General features: G+C 63.8%; 20 protein-coding genes. 17 read left to right on the forward strand and 3 right to left on the reverse strand.

Annotated elements, in window-relative coordinates; all coding sequences use genetic code 11:
• Nucleotide 1: 1 nt before the first annotated feature.
• The 3 genes from IVB42_RS34570 to IVB42_RS34580 form a co-directional block, all read right to left on the reverse strand.
• The gene (locus IVB42_RS34570; RefSeq protein ID WP_247393864.1) at nucleotides 2-1,423 is read right to left on the reverse strand and encodes an ABC transporter substrate-binding protein; all 1,422 of its coding nucleotides are present in this window, start codon (nucleotides 1,421-1,423) and stop codon (nucleotides 2-4) included.
• A gap of 180 nt (nucleotides 1,424-1,603) precedes the next feature.
• On the reverse strand, nucleotides 1,604-2,380 hold the full coding sequence (locus tag IVB42_RS34575) for a Crp/Fnr family transcriptional regulator (RefSeq protein WP_198293387.1): 777 nt from the start codon (nucleotides 2,378-2,380) through the stop codon (nucleotides 1,604-1,606).
• Between the two features lie 195 nt (nucleotides 2,381-2,575).
• Entirely contained in the window at nucleotides 2,576-2,872 is a 297-nt protein-coding gene (locus tag IVB42_RS34580; RefSeq protein WP_018458611.1) for a gamma-butyrobetaine hydroxylase-like domain-containing protein, read from the reverse strand.
• Between the two features lie 209 nt (nucleotides 2,873-3,081).
• Here IVB42_RS34580 and IVB42_RS34585 point away from each other — a divergent pair, with 209 nt between their 5' ends.
• The 17 genes from IVB42_RS34585 to IVB42_RS34665 all read left to right on the forward strand — a co-directional run bounded on the left by IVB42_RS34585 (nucleotide 3,082) and on the right by IVB42_RS34665 (nucleotide 21,748).
• The gene (locus IVB42_RS34585) at nucleotides 3,082-3,855 is read left to right on the forward strand and encodes a ferredoxin--NADP reductase (protein ID WP_018458612.1); all 774 of its coding nucleotides are present in this window, start codon (nucleotides 3,082-3,084) and stop codon (nucleotides 3,853-3,855) included.
• 104 nt (nucleotides 3,856-3,959) lie between these two features.
• Entirely contained in the window at nucleotides 3,960-5,702 is a 1,743-nt protein-coding gene (locus IVB42_RS34590; RefSeq protein WP_026233620.1) for a fumarate reductase/succinate dehydrogenase flavoprotein subunit, read from the forward strand.
• Nucleotides 5,703-5,730: 28 nt separating this feature from the next.
• The gene (locus IVB42_RS34595) at nucleotides 5,731-5,964 is read left to right on the forward strand and encodes a ferredoxin family protein (protein WP_007593252.1); all 234 of its coding nucleotides are present in this window, start codon (nucleotides 5,731-5,733) and stop codon (nucleotides 5,962-5,964) included.
• 2 nt (nucleotides 5,965-5,966) lie between these two features.
• Nucleotides 5,967-6,944, forward strand: a complete 978-nt coding sequence (locus tag IVB42_RS34600) for a HEAT repeat domain-containing protein (protein ID WP_247393861.1) — start codon at nucleotides 5,967-5,969, stop codon at nucleotides 6,942-6,944.
• 111 nt (nucleotides 6,945-7,055) lie between these two features.
• Complete coding sequence (locus IVB42_RS34605) at nucleotides 7,056-8,228, forward strand: fumarylacetoacetate hydrolase family protein (protein ID WP_026233621.1); 1,173 nt, start codon at nucleotides 7,056-7,058, stop codon at nucleotides 8,226-8,228.
• A 443-nt stretch (nucleotides 8,229-8,671) separates the two neighbouring features.
• Nucleotides 8,672-9,637, forward strand: coding sequence for a galactofuranose ABC transporter, galactofuranose-binding protein YtfQ (gene ytfQ, locus IVB42_RS34610; protein WP_247471911.1), 966 nt, complete (start codon nucleotides 8,672-8,674; stop codon nucleotides 9,635-9,637).
• Between the two features lie 121 nt (nucleotides 9,638-9,758).
• Nucleotides 9,759-11,303 (forward strand): sugar ABC transporter ATP-binding protein, encoded by a 1,545-nt coding sequence (locus tag IVB42_RS34615; RefSeq protein WP_204510741.1) that lies wholly within the window; start codon nucleotides 9,759-9,761, stop codon nucleotides 11,301-11,303.
• Entirely contained in the window at nucleotides 11,300-12,292 is a 993-nt protein-coding gene (locus IVB42_RS34620) for an ABC transporter permease (protein WP_204510742.1), read from the forward strand. Before IVB42_RS34615 ends, IVB42_RS34620 begins: the two co-directional genes overlap by 4 nt.
• Nucleotides 12,289-13,269 carry a galactofuranose ABC transporter, permease protein YjfF gene (yjfF, locus tag IVB42_RS34625; RefSeq protein ID WP_247393855.1) on the forward strand — a complete coding sequence of 327 codons (981 nt, stop codon included), beginning with the start codon at nucleotides 12,289-12,291 and terminating at the stop codon, nucleotides 13,267-13,269. The genes IVB42_RS34620 and yjfF overlap by 4 nt, the downstream gene beginning before the upstream one ends.
• On the forward strand, nucleotides 13,266-14,045 hold the full coding sequence (locus IVB42_RS34630; RefSeq protein ID WP_204510744.1) for a FadR/GntR family transcriptional regulator: 780 nt from the start codon (nucleotides 13,266-13,268) through the stop codon (nucleotides 14,043-14,045). The genes yjfF and IVB42_RS34630 overlap by 4 nt, the downstream gene beginning before the upstream one ends.
• On the forward strand, nucleotides 14,042-14,968 hold the full coding sequence (locus IVB42_RS34635; RefSeq protein WP_247393852.1) for a Gfo/Idh/MocA family oxidoreductase: 927 nt from the start codon (nucleotides 14,042-14,044) through the stop codon (nucleotides 14,966-14,968). The genes IVB42_RS34630 and IVB42_RS34635 overlap by 4 nt, the downstream gene beginning before the upstream one ends.
• A 2-nt stretch (nucleotides 14,969-14,970) precedes the next feature.
• A complete protein-coding gene (locus IVB42_RS34640) occupies nucleotides 14,971-16,047 on the forward strand; it encodes an aldose epimerase family protein (RefSeq protein ID WP_204510746.1) in 1,077 nt (358 codons plus the stop codon).
• Nucleotides 16,047-16,925 (forward strand): SMP-30/gluconolactonase/LRE family protein, encoded by an 879-nt coding sequence (locus tag IVB42_RS34645; RefSeq protein WP_247393850.1) that lies wholly within the window; start codon nucleotides 16,047-16,049, stop codon nucleotides 16,923-16,925. The genes IVB42_RS34640 and IVB42_RS34645 overlap by 1 nt, the downstream gene beginning before the upstream one ends.
• A 70-nt stretch (nucleotides 16,926-16,995) precedes the next feature.
• Complete coding sequence (chvE, locus tag IVB42_RS34650) at nucleotides 16,996-18,069, forward strand: multiple monosaccharide ABC transporter substrate-binding protein (protein ID WP_007593237.1); 1,074 nt, start codon at nucleotides 16,996-16,998, stop codon at nucleotides 18,067-18,069.
• Between the two features lie 184 nt (nucleotides 18,070-18,253).
• Nucleotides 18,254-19,831, forward strand: coding sequence for a multiple monosaccharide ABC transporter ATP-binding protein (gene mmsA, locus IVB42_RS34655; protein WP_247393849.1), 1,578 nt, complete (start codon nucleotides 18,254-18,256; stop codon nucleotides 19,829-19,831).
• Nucleotides 19,828-21,018 carry a multiple monosaccharide ABC transporter permease gene (gene mmsB, locus IVB42_RS34660; protein WP_007608442.1) on the forward strand — a complete coding sequence of 397 codons (1,191 nt, stop codon included), beginning with the start codon at nucleotides 19,828-19,830 and terminating at the stop codon, nucleotides 21,016-21,018. Before mmsA ends, mmsB begins: the two co-directional genes overlap by 4 nt.
• Nucleotides 21,019-21,088: 70 nt before the next feature.
• Nucleotides 21,089-21,748, forward strand: coding sequence for an HAD family hydrolase (locus tag IVB42_RS34665; RefSeq protein WP_018458628.1), 660 nt, complete (start codon nucleotides 21,089-21,091; stop codon nucleotides 21,746-21,748).
• Nucleotides 21,749-21,754: the final 6 nt, after the last annotated feature.

Below are 21,754 nucleotides of genomic sequence, written 5' to 3' on the forward strand. Positions count from 1 at the left end.
CTCACGTCTTACCCCCGCCGACCGCCGCCTTCACCGCGTCGTCGAAGCCGAGCACCTTGCCGCTGATCTTGGCGGCATAGGCTTCGGCGTCCTTTTTCAACAGGAACGGCGCAACCTCGCCATTGCCGACCGCGAAGAAAGCCTGGTCGGCGAACAGCTTGATGCCGCGGGTTGTATCGAAAACGTAGGCGACGTTGATCTTCTTGCCCTTGGCTTTGTAGTCGGCATAGGCCCCGAGCGTGCAGCTGGCTGACGAGAAGGGCACGATGCCTGAATCGTCGACCCAGACCTCGCCGGCCTTGCGCGGATCGGCGATCGGTTTCTTGCAGAAGGAATCGTCGCCGGAGATCTCGTAATTCTTGGTGCTCGCAAGCTGCGCGTCGTAGTCGAGCTTCATCTCGGAATAAGCTTTACGGATGTAGCTGTCGTCGACCCATTTCTTCGGCTCGAACTCCTTCATCCGGCCGAGGTTCTGCAGCACCTTGACGTCAGCCGCGGCGGCGTCGATCAGCGCCGGCTTGATCGAGGGATCGGTGGTCATGTTGCCGCTGGGGCCGAGGAAGATGTAGACGACCTCCTTGCTGATGCCGGTCCATTCCTGGATCTTCTCGGCGGCGAGCTTGGGATCGTCGCGCAGCCATTGATTGGCGGCGATCACCGCCTTGAAGTAGGCGACGACGACTTCCGGGTATTTCTCGGCGAAATCGGTTCGCACGACGATGCCGTGGAAAGTCGGGAGATTGGTCTCGACGCCGTCAAAGATCTTTCGCGCGAAACCGCGGAACGGCAGCAACTCGGCGAACGGAACGAAGTCGGCATGCGCGTCGATCTTCTTCTCCTGGAGATTGGTCGAGCCGACCTCCGGGCTTTGGCTGACCAGCTGGAAGAAATCAGATGCATAGCCGCGGTCCTGCATCGCCTTCAACACCATGCCGTGCGCGGCAGAGCCGAACGGCACGCTCACGAGCTTGCCCTTGAGATCGGCGAGATCGTAGTAGGGCGAATCCTTGTGAACGACGATGCCGTTGCCGGAGCCCGACAGGCTGTAGGCGGCGATACCGATCAGCCGGCTCTTGCTCTCGGGATTGCTGTCGAAAGTGAAGCCGTTCACGATCAGCGGATAGTCGCCCATCATGCCGATCTGCAGCTTGTTGGCCATCATCGCGTTGGTGACGGGCGGGCCGGAGGTGAAGTTCTGCCACTCCAGCTCGAACTTGATGTTGGCGTATTTGCCGTCCTTCGGCAGATATTTTTCGAGGAGATGGAGCTGGCGGATGACGACGCCGGCGGTCACCGTGTTGGTCGTGGTGTCCTGCGTTCCGATGCCCAGCGTGACGGTTTCCGCCGCGGCCGGCTGCGCGAGGAGAAGCGCCAGCGACGTCACCGACATCGCGATCGAGAGCGTGGGAAGATGGCGGACCATTCTCATCCTCATTCGGTTGGATGTGCTGTGGTTGCCATGATTGGGTGAGGGCGTGGGCAGGGCAAATCCGGAATGAGCGCCACAGTCGATTAGTTGCCGGGAAAAGTTGATTGCCTACTCCTTGGGCAGTCCTGCACTATTAAGCCGCTTGCATGGGCACCGGCCTGGTCGCAAGCTCGGTCAGTCGGCCGCCTGCCCTCGCATTTCTTCCAGCACGTCGGACCGGCAGACCACGATCTGCGAGCGCTTGGTCAGCACGATTCCCTTTTCCTGCATGCGCTTCAGGCTGATCGTGACCCATTGCCTGGTGGCACCGACCATGTGGGCGATATCGGCATGGGTGAAGGCGGCCGCGATCACCCGGCCGTCGGCGTCATCGACGCCATAGAGGTCGACGAGATGCAGCAACAGATGCGCAAGGCGCTGTGTGATCGAGCGCGTTCCCAACATCTGGGCCAGCGCCGAATAGCACTTGCCCTTGAAGGTCAGGCCTTCGATCAGGCCGATCGCGAGGTTCGGGATCTCGACCGCAAGGGATCGTAGCTCCTTTCCGGGCAGATGCACCACGCTGCAATTGCTGGATGCAACGCCGGACCATTGATGCACGGTGCCTTCGAACACTTCCGGCCCGCCGACGAAATTGCCGACATGCCAATAGGCCAGCGTGATCTCGCGGCCGAGCGGAGAGGTGTAGAACACCCGGATCCGGCCGCTCTCGATCAGCCAGATACCGTCATGCTTGCCACCCTGGCTGAACAGCGTCTGGCCACGGTTGAGCACTTTTCGGCGGCCCTGCTTCAGCACCAGCTCCCGCTCGCGCTGGCTGAGCTTGTCCATCAAGGGCGGCGGTCCGCCGATCCATTGCTGGTTCTCGGTGAGCAGCAGCGAGGAACCGCCGGTAGGCCGGACCGTTGCGGGAACCGTCCCGCGAACCACATTGGCCGCCGCCTGCAACATCATCTGCCTCCGGAACGTTCAAACCGTTCTAAAGAGGAGCAATGTCCGTGCCAGATTCACTCCGCTGTCATCGCCCGGCTTGACCGGGCGATCCAGTATTCCAGAGACGTCAATGGGCTATCGAGAAGCCGCGGCGTACTGGATTCCCGCCTTCGCGGGGAATGACAGCGAAGCTTGGAAGACGACCTGTGGCGTCTACCGCCCCACCAGGCTCAGCAAATACGGCTTCGGGTAAATCCCCCGATTGTGCCCATCCGAAAACGAGATGTTCAGCCCGTAACCGAGATCGCCGATCTCGGTGATCGCGATGCCTGGAAACCGCTCGGGAAAGCGGCCGTCGAAGCGGGCGCGGGTGCAGTGGGCGCATTTGCAGGAGAGGCGGAGCGTTTCCGCCGCCAAGTCCAGCGTGTCGTCCTGAGCGGTGCGGACGCGGAGCGTCGCGAGGTCGGCGCTTGCTTCGTAATCTGCCACGGTCGGTCCCACCAAGGTCATGACGTGTCTCCGACCCTTCTCTACCTTGCCGCAGCACTGCCGCGATAGCAACTAATTGCCAGGCGCAGGGTGCGCGGCGCTGATCGTCGCTGCCTGCTGTTCGATCATCGCCCACGAAATGTGAAACTAATCGACCGGCAATTTCAGTTCGGCGTTGCCGGATTCCTGTCTCTCCGAAACCTTGTGCGCAATCGAGATCAGGAGAGACAATGAGTGCATTTCAGAGGGAAACGGTCCTGTCGGTCAGGCACTGGACCGATAGCCTGTTCAGCTTCACCGCGACGCGCGATCCGGGCTTCCGCTTCCAGAACGGCCAGTTCGCGATGATCGGGTTGGAAGTCGAGGGCAAGCCGTTGCTGCGGGCCTACAGCATGGCGAGCGCCAATCACGAGGAGGCGCTCGAGTTCTTCTCGATCAAGGTACAGGACGGTCCGCTGACCTCACGCCTTCAGAAGATCAGGGAGGGAGACGTCATCCTGGTCGGCCGCAAGGCCACGGGCACGCTGATCACGGGCAATCTCATTCCCGGCAAACGCCTGTTGCTGCTCTCGACCGGAACGGGACTCGCGCCGTTCGCCAGCCTGATCAAGGACCCCGACGTCTACGAGAATTATGAAACCATCGTGCTCGCCCATGGCTGCCGCCAGGTCTCCGAGCTCTCCTATGGCGAGCACCTCGTGGAAGGCCTGCGAGATCACGAGTTCTTCGGGCCGCTTATCCGTGACAAGCTCGTCTACTACCCGACCGTCACCCGCGAGCCGTTCAGGAATCGCGGCCGCATCTCCGACCTGATCGCGTCGAACCAGCTCTTCGACGATATCGGGCAGTCGGGACTCGACATCGAGACCGACCGCATCATGCTGTGCGGCAGCCCGGCGATGTTGGAGGAACTTCCCGCGATGCTTTCTGCGCGCGGCTTTGTCGAGGGCAATCACAGCCGGCCCGGCCATTTCGTGATCGAAAAGGCCTTTGTCGAGCGCTGAGGCGCAAATCGCAGCCCGGCGACAACTAATTGCTATCGCCGGGACGCCTGCTGAACAAATCTGATGCAAAGGCGCCGGATCTGCCGGCGGACCAGGAGCAAGCGATGTCACTAGATCAGATCGTCGACGGACTTTCGGAGGTTTCCTGCGACGTGCTCGTTATCGGCGGCGGCACTGCCGGCCCGATGGCGGCGTTGAAGGCGAAGCTGAAGAATCCGAAGGCCAACGTCGTCCTGCTCGAAAAGGCGAACGTCAAGCGCTCCGGAGCGATCTCGATGGGCATGGACGGCTTAAACAATGCCGTCATTCCCGGCTACGCGACGCCGGAGCAGTACACCAAGGAAATCACCATCGCCAATGACGGCATCGTCGATCAGAAGGCGGTCTACAAATACGCGCAGAACTGCTACTCGATCATCGAGGAACTCGACAGTTTCGGCATCCGCTTCCTGAAGAACGAGAACGGCGACTACGCCGTCAAGAAGGTGCACCACATCGGCACCTACGTGCTGCCGATGCCGAACGGCGAGACCGTGAAGAAGGCGCTGTATCGCCAGCTCCGGCGTGCCCGCATCCTGATCTCCAACCGCTATATGGCGACGCGGCTGCTCAAATCCGCCGATGGCCGCATCGCCGGCGCGATCAGCGTCAACACCCGCACCGCCGAGATGCTGGTGATCAAGGCCAAGGCCGTCATCCTGTGCATGGGCGCCGCCGGCCGTCTCGGCCTGCCGACCTCGGGCTACATGTTCGGCACCTACGAGAACGCGGCCAATTCCGGCGACGGCTATTCCATGGCCTATCACGCCGGTGCAGCACTGGCGAACCTCGAATGCTATCAGATCAATCCGCTAATCAAGGACTATAACGGCCCGGCCTGCGCCTACGTCGCCGGTCCCTTCGGCGCCTTCACCGCCAACAACGAGGGATCGCGCTTCATCGAATGCGATTACTGGTCCGGCCAGATGATGCTGGAGTTCTACAACGAGCTGTTGTCCGGGAAGGGCCCGGTGTTTCTCCAGCTCAAGCATCTTCACCCCGACACCATCTCGGAGATCGAATCGACGCTGCACAAGGTCGAACGTCCCACGCGCGGCCTGTTCCAGCAGGGGCGCGGGGTCGACTACCGCAGCGAGTCGATCGAGATGCACATCTCCGAGATCGGCTTCTGCTCCGGTCACAGCGCGTCGGGCGTGTTCGTCGACGACAACGCGCGCACCACCGTCCCGGGCCTCTATGCCGCCGGCGACATGGCGAGCGTGCCGCACAACTACATGCTCGGCGCCTTCACCAACGGTTCGGTCGCCGGCGTCGACGCGATGGAGTTTGCGGACAATCACGACTTCGCGGAATTCGACGCGGCTGAGGTCGCCCGCGAACGTGACCGCGTCATGGCGCCGACCAAACGCGAGGACGGTATTCCGCCGAACCAGATCGAGTACAAGACGCGGCGTCTCGTCAATGACTATCTCCAGCCGCCGAAAGTCACGCGCAAATACGAGCTCGGCATGCGCCGGCTCGCTGAAGCGAGGGAAGACATGCAGGAGCGCATGATCGCGCGCAATGCGCACGAACTGCTCCGCGCGCTCGAAGTCCAGTCGATCATGGATTGCGCGGACATGGCTGTGCATGCCTCGCTCTACCGCGAAGAAAGCCGTTGGGGCCTCTATCACTGGCGGACGGATTTCCCGGAGAAGGACAACGAGAACTGGTTCTGCCACACGTTGCTCAGCAAGCAGGATGGCAAGATGACCAGCGAGAAGCGTGCCGTGGAGCCCTATATCGTACCGATCGCCGACGATGAGAAGGATCTCTACGACAAGCAGCGCATCCGCGCGACAGCCTGACCCGCCGCACAAATACAGGAGACATACGATGCCTCTCGCTTCCTATCAGACATCGGTTCCGGTGGTCGTCGATGACGCCAAATGCATCGCGGACAAGGGCTGCACGGTGTGCGTCGACGTCTGTCCGCTCGACGTACTGCGTATCAGCGATATGACCAACAAGGCCTACATGGCCTATGACGAATGCTGGTACTGCATGCCCTGCGAGGCGGATTGCCCGACCGGCGCCGTCACCGTCAACATTCCTTATCTCCTGAGGTAGCCATGTCGAGCCCGTTCGAATCCTACGACGATCTCGAAGACGCCGACGAGCGGCTCCAGGCTGCCGATCCAGGGGAGCGCCGCGTCGCGATCATCGCGCTCGGCCATTCCGGCGATCCCGCCGCCGTCGGCCATCTCGCCAAAATGGTCGCCGATCCTGATGCCGGCGTCCGCCAGCAGGTCGCGATGGCGCTCGGCGAGTTCGACGGGCCGGAGGCCGCGGCTGCGCTGGTGAAGCTGCTCGTCGATCCTGAACGAATCGTTGCGTCCGCCGCGGCCGACAGCATGGCGGAGTTCAAGGATCCGGCTTGCGCCGAGATCATCCTGCCGCTGGTCAAGCATGCCCACGCCTTCGTCCGCATGGGCGCGTTGCGTGCGCTGAAGGAGCTGCGCTGCAAGGACACACTGAAACCGGCGCTGGAAGCGCTCCAGGATTCCGATGCCGCCGTGCGGGTGCAGGCGATCGGCGTGATCGGGTTCCTCAAGCTGGAGGAATCAATTCCGGCGCTGACCGCGCTGATCAACGATCCCGACGCGCATGTGCGCCGTGCCGCCGTCAGCGCGCTCGCCTTCTCGCAGATGAAGCCCGCGGCCGAGATGATCACGCGCGCGTTGAAGGATTCGGACTGGATGGTGCGGGAGATGGCCGCGGAAACGCTGGGCCTCAACGTCAACGGATCGATTGCCGCCGACCAGCTCATCGCTTCGCTCAGTGACGAGTTCTGGCAGGTGCGGCTGAAGGCAATCCGCAGCCTTGGCCGGATGAAAATCGAGCGCGCGGTGCGCCCGATCGGCAACTGCGTGAACCATGAGCAGGCCAATCTGCGGAAAGAGGCGGCGGCTGCGCTTGGCGAGATCGCCCACCACGACGGCGAAGCGTTCCTTGCCGTCATCGCCGACGATCCCGATCCCGAGGTGCGCAAGAACGCGCGCTGGGCGCTTCAGCAGATTGCGGCCCGAAAAGCGCGGCCGGGGGCATAGAAGCGCGGCGGGCTGCCGCGCTGGACTTCCCGTCCCAGACGTTTATTGGTCTTCGCCAATGTGATAGGCCTCCGCGAGCGAGGCCGATCCGAAAAGAGCGAGGATACGCCCATGACGACATTGACGGTAAAGGACCTTCTTCCCGAGGACGGCACGCGGGGAACGCTCGTCGGCCGCGTCTGGCTGCCGCAGGCGAATGGCCCGGCCGTGGTCGCCGTGCGCGGCGATGGTGTGTTCGACGTCACCGCAAAATTCCCGACCGTCAGCGCACTCTGCGAGGAAGACAATCCGGCGAAGGCGCTTGCCGCGACCAAGGGCGAGCGCATCGGCGATCTCGAGGCCATCGTCGCCAACACGCCTCCCGATCAGCGCGATCCGAAAAAGCCGTGGTTGCTTGCGCCCGTCGATCTCCAGACGCTGAAGGCGGCCGGCGTCACCTTTGCCATCTCGATGCTGGAGCGCGTGATCGAGGAGCGGGCAAAGGGCAATCCGGCCTCGGCCGAAGCGATCCGGAAGGAAGTGACCCGGCTGATCGGCGACGATCTGTCGAAGCTCAAGCCGGGCTCGGACAAGGCGATGCACCTGAAGCAGGTGCTGATCGACCAGAACGCCTGGAGCCAATATCTCGAGGTCGGCATTGGCCCCGATGCCGAGGTCTTCACCAAGGCGCCGACCTTGTCGTCGGTCGGCACCGGCATGGATGCGGGGCTGCATCCGAAGTCGACCTGGAACAACCCCGAGCCGGAGCTGGTGCTGTTCGTCTCGAGCCGCGGCACGATCGTCGGTGGCGCCCTCGGCAACGACGTCAATCTGCGCGACTTCGAGGGCCGTTCGGCACTGCTGTTGTCGAAGGCCAAAGACAACAACGCCTCGTGCTCCATCGGCCCGCTGCTGCGCCTGTTCGACGACAGCTTTACCCTCGACGACGCCCGCAAGCTCGACATCAGCCTGAACGTCAAGGGGCAGGACGGTTTCGTCCTCGACGGCCATTCCTCGATCAGCATGATCAGCCGCGATCCGACCGATCTGGTCGAGCAGACCATCGGCAAGGTGCACCAATATCCCGATGGCTTCGTGCTGTTCCTCGGGACCATGTTCGCGCCGGTTAAGGATCGCGACGCGCCGGGACAGGGGTTCACCCACAAACGCGACGACATCGTCACGATCTCGGCGCCCCAGCTTGGCAAACTCGTCAACCGCATGCGGGCCAGCGACGAATGCGAGCCCTGGACGTTCGGCATCGGCGCGCTGATGAAGAATCTCGCGCAGCGCAAGCTGATCTAGCTCACTGCACGCCGGATGTGGGGGACTCTCCACGAGTCGCTTTGCCTCGATCGACGCAGAAACTCTCTCCCCACCGTCATTGCGAGCGCAGCGAAGCAATCCAGAATCCCTCCCCGGAAAGACTCAGGATTGCTTCGCTGCGCTCGCGGTGATGGGGGGAGGGGTTGCGGGTTCGCCTTTCACCATCCTCCTAGACAGTGTCCTCGCCCCAACTGCCGCATCATTTCGTTCATCTCCGCGTTGCATCCGTGGAATAAAATCGCGCTGCGCGTGACATAGAAGGCTCATCCGCTCGCGCGCGCTTTCCCCCTCAATAGTCAAATAATATGACTAGTCGGAACCAAACTTCCGTGAAATAGTCCCTCCCGCCACCTCAAAGGCCGGCCTGTGGGTGCGATGCTACCAATCGGCGCCCCCGGATAACATTTTGGGAGACACGCCTGATGATCGTCAAAGCCCTCTTTGCGGCCAGCGCGACGGCCGCGTTGCTGCTCGCGCTGCCGGCGAATGCCGCCGAGCTCACCATTGGCTTCTCGCAGATCGGATCGGAATCCGGCTGGCGCGCGGCCGAGACCTCGGTCTCCAAGCAGGAGGCCACCAAGCGCAAGGTCAATCTCAAGATCGCCGACGCGCAGCAGAAGCAGGAGAACCAGATCAAGGCGATCCGCTCCTTCATCGCGCAGAATGTCGATGCGATCTTCCTCGCGCCCGTCGTCTCAACCGGCTGGGACTCGGTGCTGAAGGAAGCCAAGGAGGCCAAGATCCCGGTCGTGCTGCTCGACCGCGACATCGATCCCTCCGGGAAGGAGCTCTATCTCACCGCCGTGACCTCCGACAGCGTGCACGAAGGCGAGGTCGCCGGCGACTGGCTGGCCAAGACCGTCGGGTCCAAGGCCTGCAACATCGTCGAATTGCAGGGCACCGTCGGCGCCAGCGTCGCCGCCAACCGCAAGAAGGGTTTTGACACCGCCATCGCCAAGCATGCGAACCTGAAGGTGGTGCGCAGCCAGACCGGAGACTTCACCCGAGCCAAGGGCAAGGAAGTGATGGAAAGCTTCATCAAGGCCGAAGGCGGCGGCAAGTCGATCTGCGCGGTCTATGCGCATAACGACGACATGATGGTCGGCGCGATCCAGGCGATGAAGGAGGCCGGCCTCAAGCCCGGCAAGGAGATCCTCACCGTCTCGATCGATGCGGTCCCCGACATCTTCAAGGCGATGGTCGCCGGCGAAGCCAATGCCACGGTCGAGCTGACGCCGAACATGGCTGGCCCCGCGCTCGATGCCATCGCGGCCTTCAAGGACAAGGGCACCGTTCCGCCGAAATGGATCCAGACGGAATCCAAGCTCTACACGCCCACCAATGATCCGCAGAAGATCTACGACAGCAAGAAGGGCCTCGGTTACTGAGGCGGGTGCGTTGCCGGACGGCCGTGTGTCGGCAGTCCGGCGATCCCGCTCTAAACCGCTGCGCGAACGAACAGGCTCCGTGTCCGCATCGTCAGCGGGCGCCCTTGGGAGTATATTTGTCATGGAGAACAGCCCGATTTCCGCTGCTTCCCTGCTGGAGGTGCGTGGGATCAGCAAGAGCTTTGGCGCCGTGCGTGCGTTGCAGGAGGTCGACTTCACGCTTCGCGCCGGCGAGATCCATGCGCTGCTCGGTGAGAACGGCGCCGGCAAGTCCACGCTGATCAAGGTCGTCACGGGCGTATTTCCGCGCGATGCCGGCATCGTCAGGCTGGGCGGCGAAGAGGTCGCGCCGCGGTCGGCCAAGGCGGCGCTTCAGGCCGGCATCGCCACGGTCTACCAGGAAGTCAATTTGCTGCCGAATCTCTCGGTGGCGCAGAACCTGTTTCTTGATCGGCAACCGATGCGCTTCGGCATCGTGCGCGAAGGCGAGATGCGACGCCGCGCCAAGGCGCTGCTCGCGGATTTCGGACTTGACATCGACGTATCAGCGCCGCTTGGCAATTATTCGGTGGCGATCCAGCATGTCACCGCGATCGCGCGTGCCGTCGATCTCTCGGCGCGCATGCTGATCCTGGACGAGCCGACCGCGAGCCTCGATCGCCATGAGGTCGAGATCCTCTTTCGCATCATGCGTCAGCTTGCCAAGCGCGGCATTGGCATCGTCTTCGTCAGCCATTTCCTCGACCAGGTCTACGAGATCTCCGATCGCATCACGGTTTTGCGAAATGGTCGCCTGGTCGGCGAGCGCGAGACCGCGTCGCTGTCGCGGCTCGAGCTGATCCGGATGATGCTCGGCCGCGAACTGGCCGAGACCACCAGCGCGCGGACCGCGACGCGCGAGCATCAGGCCCGCGAAGTCTGCGCGAGCTTCGAGAACTATGGCAAATCAGGCTATGTCGCGCCGTTCAATCTCGAGCTGCGCCATGGCGAGGTCGTCGGTCTCGCCGGCCTGCTCGGCTCGGGCCGGACCGAGACGGCGCGGCTGGTGTTCGGCGCCGAGCGCGCCGATCGCGGACAGGCGAGGGTGGAAGGCGCGCCTGTCCGGCTTCAGTCGCCGCGCGACGGGGTGCGTCACGGCTTTGGCTATTGCCCTGAGGAGCGCAAAACCGACGGCATCGTCGCCGAGCTCACCGTCCGCGAGAACATCGTGCTCGCGCTCCAAGCCAAGCGCGGTTTGCATCGGCCGCTGTCGCGACGCGAGCAGGACGAGATCGCAAGCCGTTACGTCAAGATGCTCGACATCCGTCCGCCCGATCCGGAGCGTCCCGTCTGCCTGCTCTCCGGCGGCAATCAGCAGAAGGTCCTGTTGGCACGGTGGCTTGCGACTTCGCCGCGGCTGCTCGTGCTGGACGAGCCGACCCGCGGCATCGATGTCGGTGCGCATGCCGAGATCATCCGCCTGATACGCGAGCTCTGCGACGACGGGCTCGCGCTGCTCGTGATCTCCTCCGAGCTCGACGAGATCGTGACCTATTCGGACCGGGTCGTGGTGCTGCGCGACCGCGCGCATGTCGAAGAGCTCGCCGGCGAGGCGATCGATGTCGGCAACATTCTCGCGGCCATTGCGGCCGACGGCGCCGCGACAGCGCATGAGGGCTGGGCATGACCGCGCTGTTGCCGCGCCGCGGCCTTGCCCAGATCCTCGCGTTGATCGTCATCCTGGCGGTCGATCGCGTGGTGTCGCCGCAATTCTTCGATCTGCGCCTCCAGGACGGCCGGCTGTTCGGCAGCCTGATCGACGTGCTCAACCGCGGCACGCCGGTGGCGCTGCTCTCGCTCGGCATGGTCCTGGTGATCGCGACGCGCGGCATCGATCTGTCAGTTGGCGCTGTGATGGCGATCTCGGGCGCGATCGCGGCGAGCCTCGCCGACAACCACAGTCTGGTCGTGGTGCTGGCGGCTGCGCTCGGCACCGGCCTGATCTGCGGGTTGTGGAACGGATTTCTCGTCGCGGTGCTCGGCATGCAGCCGATCGTGGCGACCTTGATCCTGATGGTGGCGGGGCGCGGCATCGCCCAGCTCATTACCGAAGGCCGCATCGTGACCTTCTCCTCGCCCGATCTGGTCTGGCTCGGCAATGGCTCTATCCTCGGCCTGCCGGTGCCGGTCGCGATTGCGCTGGGCATGCTGATCCTCACCGGCGCGGTGGTGCGCGGCTCGGCACTCGGATTGCTGATCGAGGCCACTGGCGGCAATGCGCGGGCAAGCGAGCTCGCCGGCGTCGGCACGCGCGCGATGATTTTGGCGGTCTATGTCTGGTGCGGCGTTTGCGCAGCGCTTGCCGGCGTCATCGCGGCGGCCGACATTATGGGCGCGGATGCCAACAATGCCGGCCTCTGGCTCGAGCTTGATGCCATCCTCGCAGTGGTGATCGGCGGCACCTCCCTGTTCGGCGGCCGCTTCAGTCTCGTGCTGGCCGTACTCGGCGCGCTGATCATCCAGACCATGAACACGGGCATTCTGCTGTCGGGCTATCCGCCGGAGTTCAATTTGCTGGTCAAGGCGGTGGTGGTGCTCGCCGTGCTGCTGCTGCAATCGCCGAAGCTGTCCGGCTTTGCCGGCGCCGTGGCGCGGCTGCGGAGGACCAAGGCATGAAAGGCCTGCCGCCCGTCCTCATCACGGCGATCGTGCTCGTCGCCGGATTCGCGCTCTGCGCGATGCAGTTTCCCAACATCGCCTCCACCCGCGTGGTCGGCAATCTCCTCACCGACAACGCCTTCCTCGGCATCGTCGCGACCGGCATGACCTTCGTCATCATTTCCGGCGGCATCGATCTCTCGGTCGGCTCGGTGATCGGCTTCACCACGGTGTTCGTCGCGCTGGCGATCGAGCGCTGGGGAATGCCGCCCCTGGTCGCCTTCGTCGCCATTCTCGCGCTCTCGGCCGCCTTCGGAGCGGCGATGGGCGCGGTGATCCACGTCTTCGATTTGCCGCCTTTCATCGTGACGCTCGCCGGCATGTTCTTGGCCCGGGGTGCCAGCTTCCTGCTCTCGACGGAATCGGTGCCGATCACAGCACCGGTCTATTCCACCGTGTCGGACTTCGCACTGCGACTACCCGGCGGCGGGCGGCTGACGGCGGTCGCGATCATCATGCTTGCGATCGTGATCGGCGGCGCATTGCTGCTGCAGCTCACCCGGTTCGGCGCCAATGTCTATGCGCTCGGCGGCAGCCGGGCGACCGCTAGCCTGATGGGCGTCGCCGTCGGCAAGATGACGGTGAAGATCTACATGCTGTCGAGCCTGCTCGCCGGCATCGCCGGCATCGTCTTCTCCTTTTACACCAGCGCCGGCTATTCGCTGTCCGCCGTCGGCGTCGAGCTTGACAGCATCGCGGCCGTCGTGATCGGCGGCACGCTGCTCACGGGCGGTCAGGGCTCGGTGATCGGCACCTTCCTCGGCGTGCTGATCCAGGGCATGATTCAGACCTACATCAATTTCGACGGGACACTGTCGAGCTGGTGGACCAAGATCGCGACCGGCGTGCTGCTGTTCGCCTTCATCGCCTTGCAACAAGGATTGGTCGCGCTCGCGCGCCGGCCTGTGGCAAAGCGCGCGGGAGCAGTCTCATGACCACCTCGCGCATCCTCGTCATCCCGACGCGCCGGGCGCACTCCAATCACGCGGAGGTGGCCCGTTCGATCGGCGTTGACATCATTGCCGGCCGCTACGCGGAGGGAACGCGCCTGCCTGGCGATGCCGAAATGATTGCGATGTTCGGGGTGTCGCGGCCGGTATTGCGGGAGAGCGTGAAGACGCTGGTCGCCAAGGGTCTGCTCACCACCAAGGCCCGCGTCGGCACTGTCGTGCGCGAACGCGTCGCCTGGAACATGTTCGACGCCGACGTGCTGGCCTGGCACCTGGACGCCGGGATCGACAAGCGTTTCCTCAACGACCTCGCCGAGATCCGCCTTGCGGTCGAGCCGCGCGCGGCGATGCTGGCGGCGGCGCAGCGGTCGGAGCAGGATCTGTCCGAGCTCCGGCGCTGCATGGAGCGGATGCGACTTGAAGCCTCCGACTCCGTTGGCTTCGCCGATGCCGACCTCGCGCTCCACGTCGCCGTCGCGCGCGCCTCCGGAAATCTGTTCATGCGCTCGATCGGGCACGTCATCGAGGCTGCGTTGCGCGCCTCATTCCTGCTCAGCGCACCGGTCGAACCAGAGGACCGCGACACCGTTCTGCTCTGGCATCAGAAGATCGTCGATGCCATCGCGGCCGGTGATGCCACGACCGCGGCGGAGGCGATGGTCTACGTCATTCACAACGGCATGCGCCGCCACGAGGGTACAGTGATCGAGACTGTACCGGCCGAAGCGCTGCCGTCCGCGGAAGCTGGAGAAAGATCGTGACTGAACTTCGCATCGCCATCGTCGGCTTCGGCAAGATCGCGCGGGACCAGCATGTCGGCGCCATCGCAGCGGTTCCCGGCGCGACGCTGGCGGCCGTCGCCAGCCGCAATGCCTCGTTGCCGGATCTGCCGCATTTCGCGACCATCGAAGAGCTGCTGGAAAAAGGTCCGCCGATCGACGCGGTGTCGCTCTGCACGCCGCCTCAAGTGCGCCGCGCCCAGGCGATCGCAGCGCTGAGGGCCGGCAAGCACGTCATGCTGGAGAAGCCGCCCGGCGCCGGCGTTGCCGAGCTCGATCCGCTGATCGCGATGGCGGGTGAAACCAAGCGAACGCTGTTTGCGACCTGGCATTCGCGCCATGCGCCGGCAGTCGAGCCGGCGCGCGAGTGGCTCGCCGCGCGCCGCATCCGTTCCGTGCACGTCAACTGGAAAGAGGACGTCCGCGTCTGGCATCCCGGGCAGGCGTGGATCTGGGAGCCGGGCGGGCTCGGGGTGTTCGATCCCGGCATCAATGCGCTGTCGATCCTGACCAGGATCCTGCCGAAGCCCGTGTTCGTCACCGCGGCCGAGCTCGCCTTCCCCGCCAATTGCCAGGCGCCGATCGCCGCGAAGCTGACGCTGACCGACATCGACGGCCTACCTGTGACCGCCGAGTTCGACTTCCGCCAGACCGGGCCGCAGAGCTGGGATATCCTCGTCGAAACCGACCAGGGCCGGATGACGCTATCACGCGGCGGCCGGATCATGGTGATCGACGGCAAGACCGTTGCCGAGGCGCCCGATGAGGAATATCGGGAGCTTTACCGGCGCTTCGTCGCGCTCGCCGCGACAGGCGCGAGCGACGTCGATTTGGCGCCGCTTCGTCTCGTCGCGGACGCCTTCCTGCTCGGCAGGCGCACGATCGTCGAACCGTTTGTGGATTGATCATGGCTGGATCGAAAACAGAAAGAGACGTGTTCGGAACGCTGCCGGACGGCCGCAAGGTGGACCGCATCGTGCTGCGCAGCGAGGGCGGGTTCGAGGCGCGCATCATCACCCATGGTGCAGTCTTGCAGGCCTTGATCGCGCCGGACGGCAAGGGCGGCCACGACGACGTCGTGCTCGGCCATGATGGGTTTGCCGGCTATCTCGCCGAACGAAAGTTCTTCGGCGCCACCGTCGGCCGCTACGCCAATCGCATCGCCAACGGACAATTTTCGCTGGACGGCGAGACGGTGCAGCTTCCCGTCAACAACGGTCCGAATGCGCTGCATGGCGGCCTCGACGGCTTCGACCGCAAGCTCTGGGACATTGCGGAGATCGACGATGGCGCCGAGCCCGCGGTCACGCTGACCTACACGAGCTCGCATGGCGAGGAAAACTATCCCGGTCGGCTCGATGTGCGCCTGACCTATCGTGTTACCGGCCCGGCTGAGCTATCCCTGATCATGGAGGCGCGGACCGACCGGCCGACCATCGTCAACCTGACCAACCACAGCTTCTTCAATCTGGAGGGCGCGACATCAGGCACGCCCATTCTCGATCACAAGCTGACGGTCGCGGCCGGGCATTTCCTCGCGATCGACCCCACGGCCATTCCGTTGCCGGAGCCGCCGCGCAGCGTTGCCGGCACGCCGTTCGACTTCCGCGAGCCGCGGGCGATCGGCGAGCGCATCCGCGAGAGCGACCAGCAATTGCGCAACGGCAGGGGCTACGACCATACCTACTGTCTCGCGCGCGACGGTAAGCTCAGTCTCGCGGCGCGACTGGAGGCGCCGCGCTCGGGGCGCATCATGGAGCTGTTCACCGATCAGCCCGGTCTGCAGGTCTATTCGGGCAATTATCTCGACGGCACGATTTCGGGCAAGGGCGGCAAGCTCTACCGGCAGTCGGACGCGATGTGCCTGGAGCCGCATATCTGGCCGGACGCACCGAACCGGCCGGATTTCCCGAGCCCGCGCCTAGCGCCCGGCGAGGTCTATCGCCATCATACGGTCTATCGCTTTGCGGTGAGGAGGTCCTGATGGAACAGGTGCCGACCTCGGTTCTTTCGGACGATCCTTGCCATCTCGGCGAGGGACCGACCTATGACGTGACCACCGACACCGCCTGGTGGTTCGATATCCGGGAGGGGCGACTGTTCGAGGCGCAGCTCGGCAGCGGCAGCATTCGCGTTCATGCGCTGGGCCGGATGGCGAGCGCGCTTGGGCGGATTGATGCTGAACGGCAGTTGATCGTCGCGGAAGACGGCCTCTATATCCGCAAAATTGCCGACGGCGCGATGAGGCTGCTCTGTCCGCTTGAAGCCGACAATCCCGCGACCCGCTGCAACGATGCCCGCGTGCATCCCTCCGGCACGTTTTGGATCGGCACTATGGGTCGGAAGGCGGAAGCAGGGGCAGGCGCGATCTACGCGTTCCATCACGGCGAGATATCGATGCTGTTTCCGCGCATCAGCATTCCCAACTCGATCTGCTTCTCGCCCGATGGCGCCACGGGCTACTTCGCCGACACGGCGCGCGCGGTGCTCTACGCGGTGCCGCTCAATCCCGTCACCGGCCTGCCGCGCGGCGAGCCGGAGGTGCTGCTGCGCCACACCGGCGTTGGCGGCCTCGACGGTTCGGTGTGCGATGCCGACGGGCAGATTTGGAACGCGTGCTGGGGCGCGAGCCGCATCGACGTCTACTCTCCGCAAGGCGAACGCCTGCGTTCGCTGAGCGTGCCGGCAAAGCAGGCGAGCTGCCCCGCTTTTGTCGGTCCTGGTCTGTCGCGTCTCCTCGTCACCTCGGCCTGGCAGGACATGGATGCGGCGGCGCGTGCCGCCGATCCGCAAGCCGGCTACACCTTCCTGTTGGAGGCCACCGCGCGCGGTCGCGCGGAGCCTGACGTCAAGCTCGCATAGGAGGCTAGAAGCCGCACACCAAATTTCTCGACGACACGAAAAAACAGTCTGACATCCAAGGGAGTGAAACATGTTGAAACTGAAGACGACCTTCCTCGCGCTGGCGCTGGCCGGCGCTGCGACGATGGCCGCGGGCGTCACCGCCTCGGCCCAGGACAAAGCAACAGTCGGCATCGCCATGCCGACCAAATCGTCGGCGCGCTGGATCGACGATGGCAACAATATGGTGAAGGTGCTGAAGGAGCGCGGCTACAACACCGACCTGCAATATGCCGAGGACGACATTCCGAACCAGCTCTCGCAGGTCGAGAACATGGTGACCAAGGGCGCGAAAGCGCTGGTGATCGCCGCGATCGACGGCACCACGCTCTCCGACGTGCTCAAGCAGGCGAAAGCAAAAGGCATCACCGTGATCGCCTATGACCGCCTGATCCGCGGCACGCCGAACGTCGACTATTACGCCACCTTCGACAATTTCCAGGTTGGCGTGCTCCAGGCCGAATCGATCGTGCAGGGCCTCGGTCTTAAGGACGGCAAGGGCCCGTTCAACATCGAGCTGTTCGGCGGCTCGCCCGACGACAACAACGCTTACTTCTTCTACAACGGCGCGATGAGCGTGCTGAAGCCGTACATCGACAGCGGCAAGCTCGTCGTCGTCTCCGGCCAGATGGGCATGGATAAAGTCGCGACGTTGCGCTGGGACGGCGCCACCGCGCAGGCCCGCATGGACAATCTGCTCAGTGCCTACTACGGCAACAAGAAGGTCAACGCGGTGCTGTCGCCGTATGACGGCCTGTCGATCGGCATCATCTCCTCGCTGAAGGGCGTCGGTTATGGCAGCGCCGGCCAGCCGATGCCTATCATCTCGGGCCAGGATGCCGAGGTGCCCTCGATCAAGGCGATGCTGCGCGGCGACCAGTATTCGACCATCTTCAAGGACACCCGCGATCTCGCCAAGGTGACCGCCGACATGGTCGACGCTGCGCTTGCCGGCAAGCAGGTCACCGTGAACGACACCAAGACCTACGAGAACGGCGCCAAGACCGTGCCGTCCTATCTGCTCAAGCCGGTCGTGGTCTACAAGGACAATTGGGAGAAGGTCCTGGTCGACAGCGGCTACTACAAGAAGTCGCAGTTCCAGTAGGCTTCTTTTCTTTCCCTCTCCCCGCTTGCGGGGAGAGGGTTAGGGTGAGGGGAAGCCTCCGCGAGGAAGGAAGCAGTGCGTCTCGCGGAGACTCCCCCTCACCGGATCGCATCGAACGATGCGATCCGACCTCTCGCCGCGAGCGGGGAGAGGTGATCTAACACTGATTGAGGGACGTGAAATCATGACCGCAATGCTGGAGATGCGTAACGTCAGCAAGAGCTTTTCCGGTGTGCAGGCGCTGCGTGATGTCAACTTCTCGGTTGAAGCCGGGCAGATCCACGCCCTCGTCGGCGAGAACGGTGCCGGCAAGTCCACGCTGATGAAGGTCCTCAGCGGCGTCTACCCGGCCGGCAGCTACGAGGGCACCATCATCTTCGATGGCGAGGAGCGCCGCTTCCGCGACATCAACGATTCCGAGGCGCTCGGCATCATCATCATCCATCAGGAGCTGGCGCTGATCCCGCTGATGTCGATTGCCGAAAACATCTTCCTGTCGCATCCGCCGTCCAAGCTCGGTGTGATCGATCGCGACGAGGTCTATCGGCGTACCCGGGAACTCCTGGCTCAGGTCGGCCTCAAGGAATCGCCGGACACGCTGATCACCGATCTCGGCGTCGGCAAGCAGCAGCTGGTCGAGATCGCCAAGGCGCTGTCCAAGCGGGTGCGGATGCTGATCCTGGACGAGCCGACCGCCAGCCTCAACGAGGCCGACAGTGCCGCGCTGCTCGAACGTCTCATGGCCTTCCGCGAGCAGGGCATCGGCTCGATCCTGATCTCGCACAAGCTCAACGAGGTCGCCCGCGTTGCCGATCACATCACCGTCCTGCGCGACGGCCGCACCGTCGACGGCATCGACTGCCGCGCCGAGCCGATCCAGGAGGACCGCATCATCCGCAGCATGGTCAACCGCGATCTCGCCCATCGCTTTCCGGAGCGCAGCGCAAAGATCGGCGAGCCCGTTCTCACCGTCGAGAGCTGGTCGGTCTACCATCCCATCCATCCCGAGCGGCAGGTGATCAAGAACGTCGATTTCAGCGTGAAGCGCGGCGAGGTCGTCGGCATTGCCGGATTGATGGGCGCCGGCCGCACCGAATTCGCCATGAGCCTGTTTGGCCGGTCGTGGGGCACCACGATCAGCGGTCGCATCCGGCTCGAGGGCCATGAGATCGTGCTGCCAAACGTGGCGGCCGCGATCGACGCCGGCCTTGCCTATGTCACGGAGGACCGCAAGCAGCTGGGACTGATCCTCGCCGACGACGTCCGCAAGAACATCACGCTCGCAAGCCTCGACCAGGTCGCTCCTCGCCGCGTCATCGACGACATCGCCGAGCTGAAGGTCGCCAGCGACTACCGCAACCGGATGCGCATCCGCTGCTCCGACGTTTATCAGGAGACCAGCCAGCTCTCCGGCGGCAACCAGCAAAAGGTCGTGCTGTCGAAATGGCTGATGACCGACCCCAAGGTCTTGATCCTGGACGAGCCGACCCGGGGCATCGACGTCGGTGCCAAATACGAGATCTACTGTATCATCAACGAGCTTGCAGAGGCCGGCCGCGGCGTGGTGGTGATCTCATCGGAGATGCCCGAGCTGCTCGGCATCTGCGACCGCATCTGCGTCATGAACGACGGTGCCTTCGTCGGCGAGTTCCCCGGCGCCGAAGCGACACAGGAAAAGATCATGCGCGCCATCATGCGCAACGACACAAATTATGGAAGCCGCGCCCTGGCGGGTGCAGAGATGGGAGGATCGCAGCCATGACCGACAAGACGGTTTCGCTGCCCGAGGAGGGTCGGCACGGCAGCTTCATCAAGAACAATCTGCGCAATTACGGCATGCTGATGTCGCTGATCGCGATCATGCTGTTCTTTCAGGTCATGACTGGCGGCACGCTACTGCAGCCGCTCAACCTGACCAATCTGGTGCTCCAGAACAGCTACATCGTTATCATGGCGCTCGGCATGCTGCTCGTCATCGTCACCGGCCATATCGACCTCTCGGTCGGCTCGGTCGCGGGCTTCGTCGGCGCGGTGGCTGCCGTGCTCATGGTGACCTACAAGGTCGACTACACGCTCGCCTTTATCGCCTGCCTGCTGCTGGGCGCGGCAATCGGCGCCGCGCAGGGCTATTGGGTGGCCTATTTCAAGATACCGTCCTTCATCGTGACGCTGGCCGGCATGCTGGTGTTCAAGGGCCTCGCGCTTGCGGTATTGCAAGGCCAGTCACTAGGACCGTTCCCGGCCACCTTCCAGAAGCTGTCCTCCGGCTTCATTCCGGAGATGCTGCCCGAGGCCGGCACGCTGCATCCGACGTCGATGCTGGTCGGTGCGGTGCTCGCGCTCGGCCTCGTCTACGCCAGCGCCAAGGGGCGCTCGCGCGAGCAGCTGCACGGCATCGAGGTCGAGCCTTACGCGTTCTTCCTCGGCAAGAGCATTCTCCTGGCTTGCGCTGTGCTCTATTTCACCTATCTGATCGCCTCGCATCGCGGTCTGCCGAACGTGCTGGTCATCATGACCGCGCTGATCGCGCTGTACGGTTTCGTCACCCGCCGCACCGTCATCGGTCGGCAGGTCTACGCGGTTGGCGGCAATGCGAAAGCGGCAAGCCTGTCGGGCATCAAGACGGAACGGTTGACCTTCCTCACCTTCGTCAACATGGGCGTGCTCGCTGCGCTCGCCGGCCTCGTCTTCGCCGCGCGCCTCAACACAGCAACGCCGAAGGCGGGCCTCGGCTTCGAGCTCGACGTCATCGCGGCCTGCTTCATCGGCGGCGCCTCGGCCTATGGCGGTGTCGGCCGCGTCGGTGGCGCCGTGGTCGGCGCCATGATCATGGGCGTGATGAACAACGGCATGTCCATCCTCGGCATCGGCATCGACTATCAGCAGGTCATCAAGGGCCTGGTCCTGCTCGGGGCGGTGTGCATCGACGTTTATAATCAGCGGAGATGAGGCTGCCGCCGACTACGATCGGCTTCAGTGAGCTATTGCTCAACAGGTGAGCATATGATCGAATGGCCGAATGGATCCTGGTCAGTTCGATCTCATTATCTTCGATTGCGACGGTGTGCTCGTCGACAGCGAGCTGTTGAGCTGTCAATGCCTGTCGGACGAGCTGTCCGAATCCGGGATATCGCTGACACTTGCACAAGCGCTGGAGCTGTTCCTTGGACGAAGCACGAGCGCAATTACTCGGCATTATCGCGAGCTCGGCCACGCAATGCCGGTCGATTTTCCGTCCCGGCTGAAGTCGCGCGTGTTGATGGCGTTCGAAAAGGCGCTTCATCCGGTTTCTGATGTCGATATGATCTTGTCGGGCCTGCGGGCACCATTCTGCGTGGCTTCCTCCAGCGACATCGACCGTGTCGCGCTCTCCCTTGACGTCACCGGCCTGCGGGCGCATTTCGGCGACCGGATCTACACCGCGCAGATGGTCAGGCACGGCAAGCCGGCGCCCGATCTCTTTCTCTACGCGGCCGAGCAGATGGGCGCGAAACCTGCGCGCACGCTGGTGATCGAGGATAGTGCGAGCGGCGTGCAGGCGGGCAAGGCGGCCGGCATGACGGTCTGGGGATTTGCCGGCGGCAGCCATTATCGCGGACGCGACGGGCAGGCTATATTGTCGGGTGCGGGGGCCGACCGGGTCTTCGCGCGCATGATCGATTTCTGGAAAGACGACTGACGCCTG

The organism is Bradyrhizobium sp. 45, from assembly GCF_023073155.1.
Lineage (GTDB): Bacteria > Pseudomonadota > Alphaproteobacteria > Rhizobiales > Xanthobacteraceae > Bradyrhizobium > Bradyrhizobium canariense_D.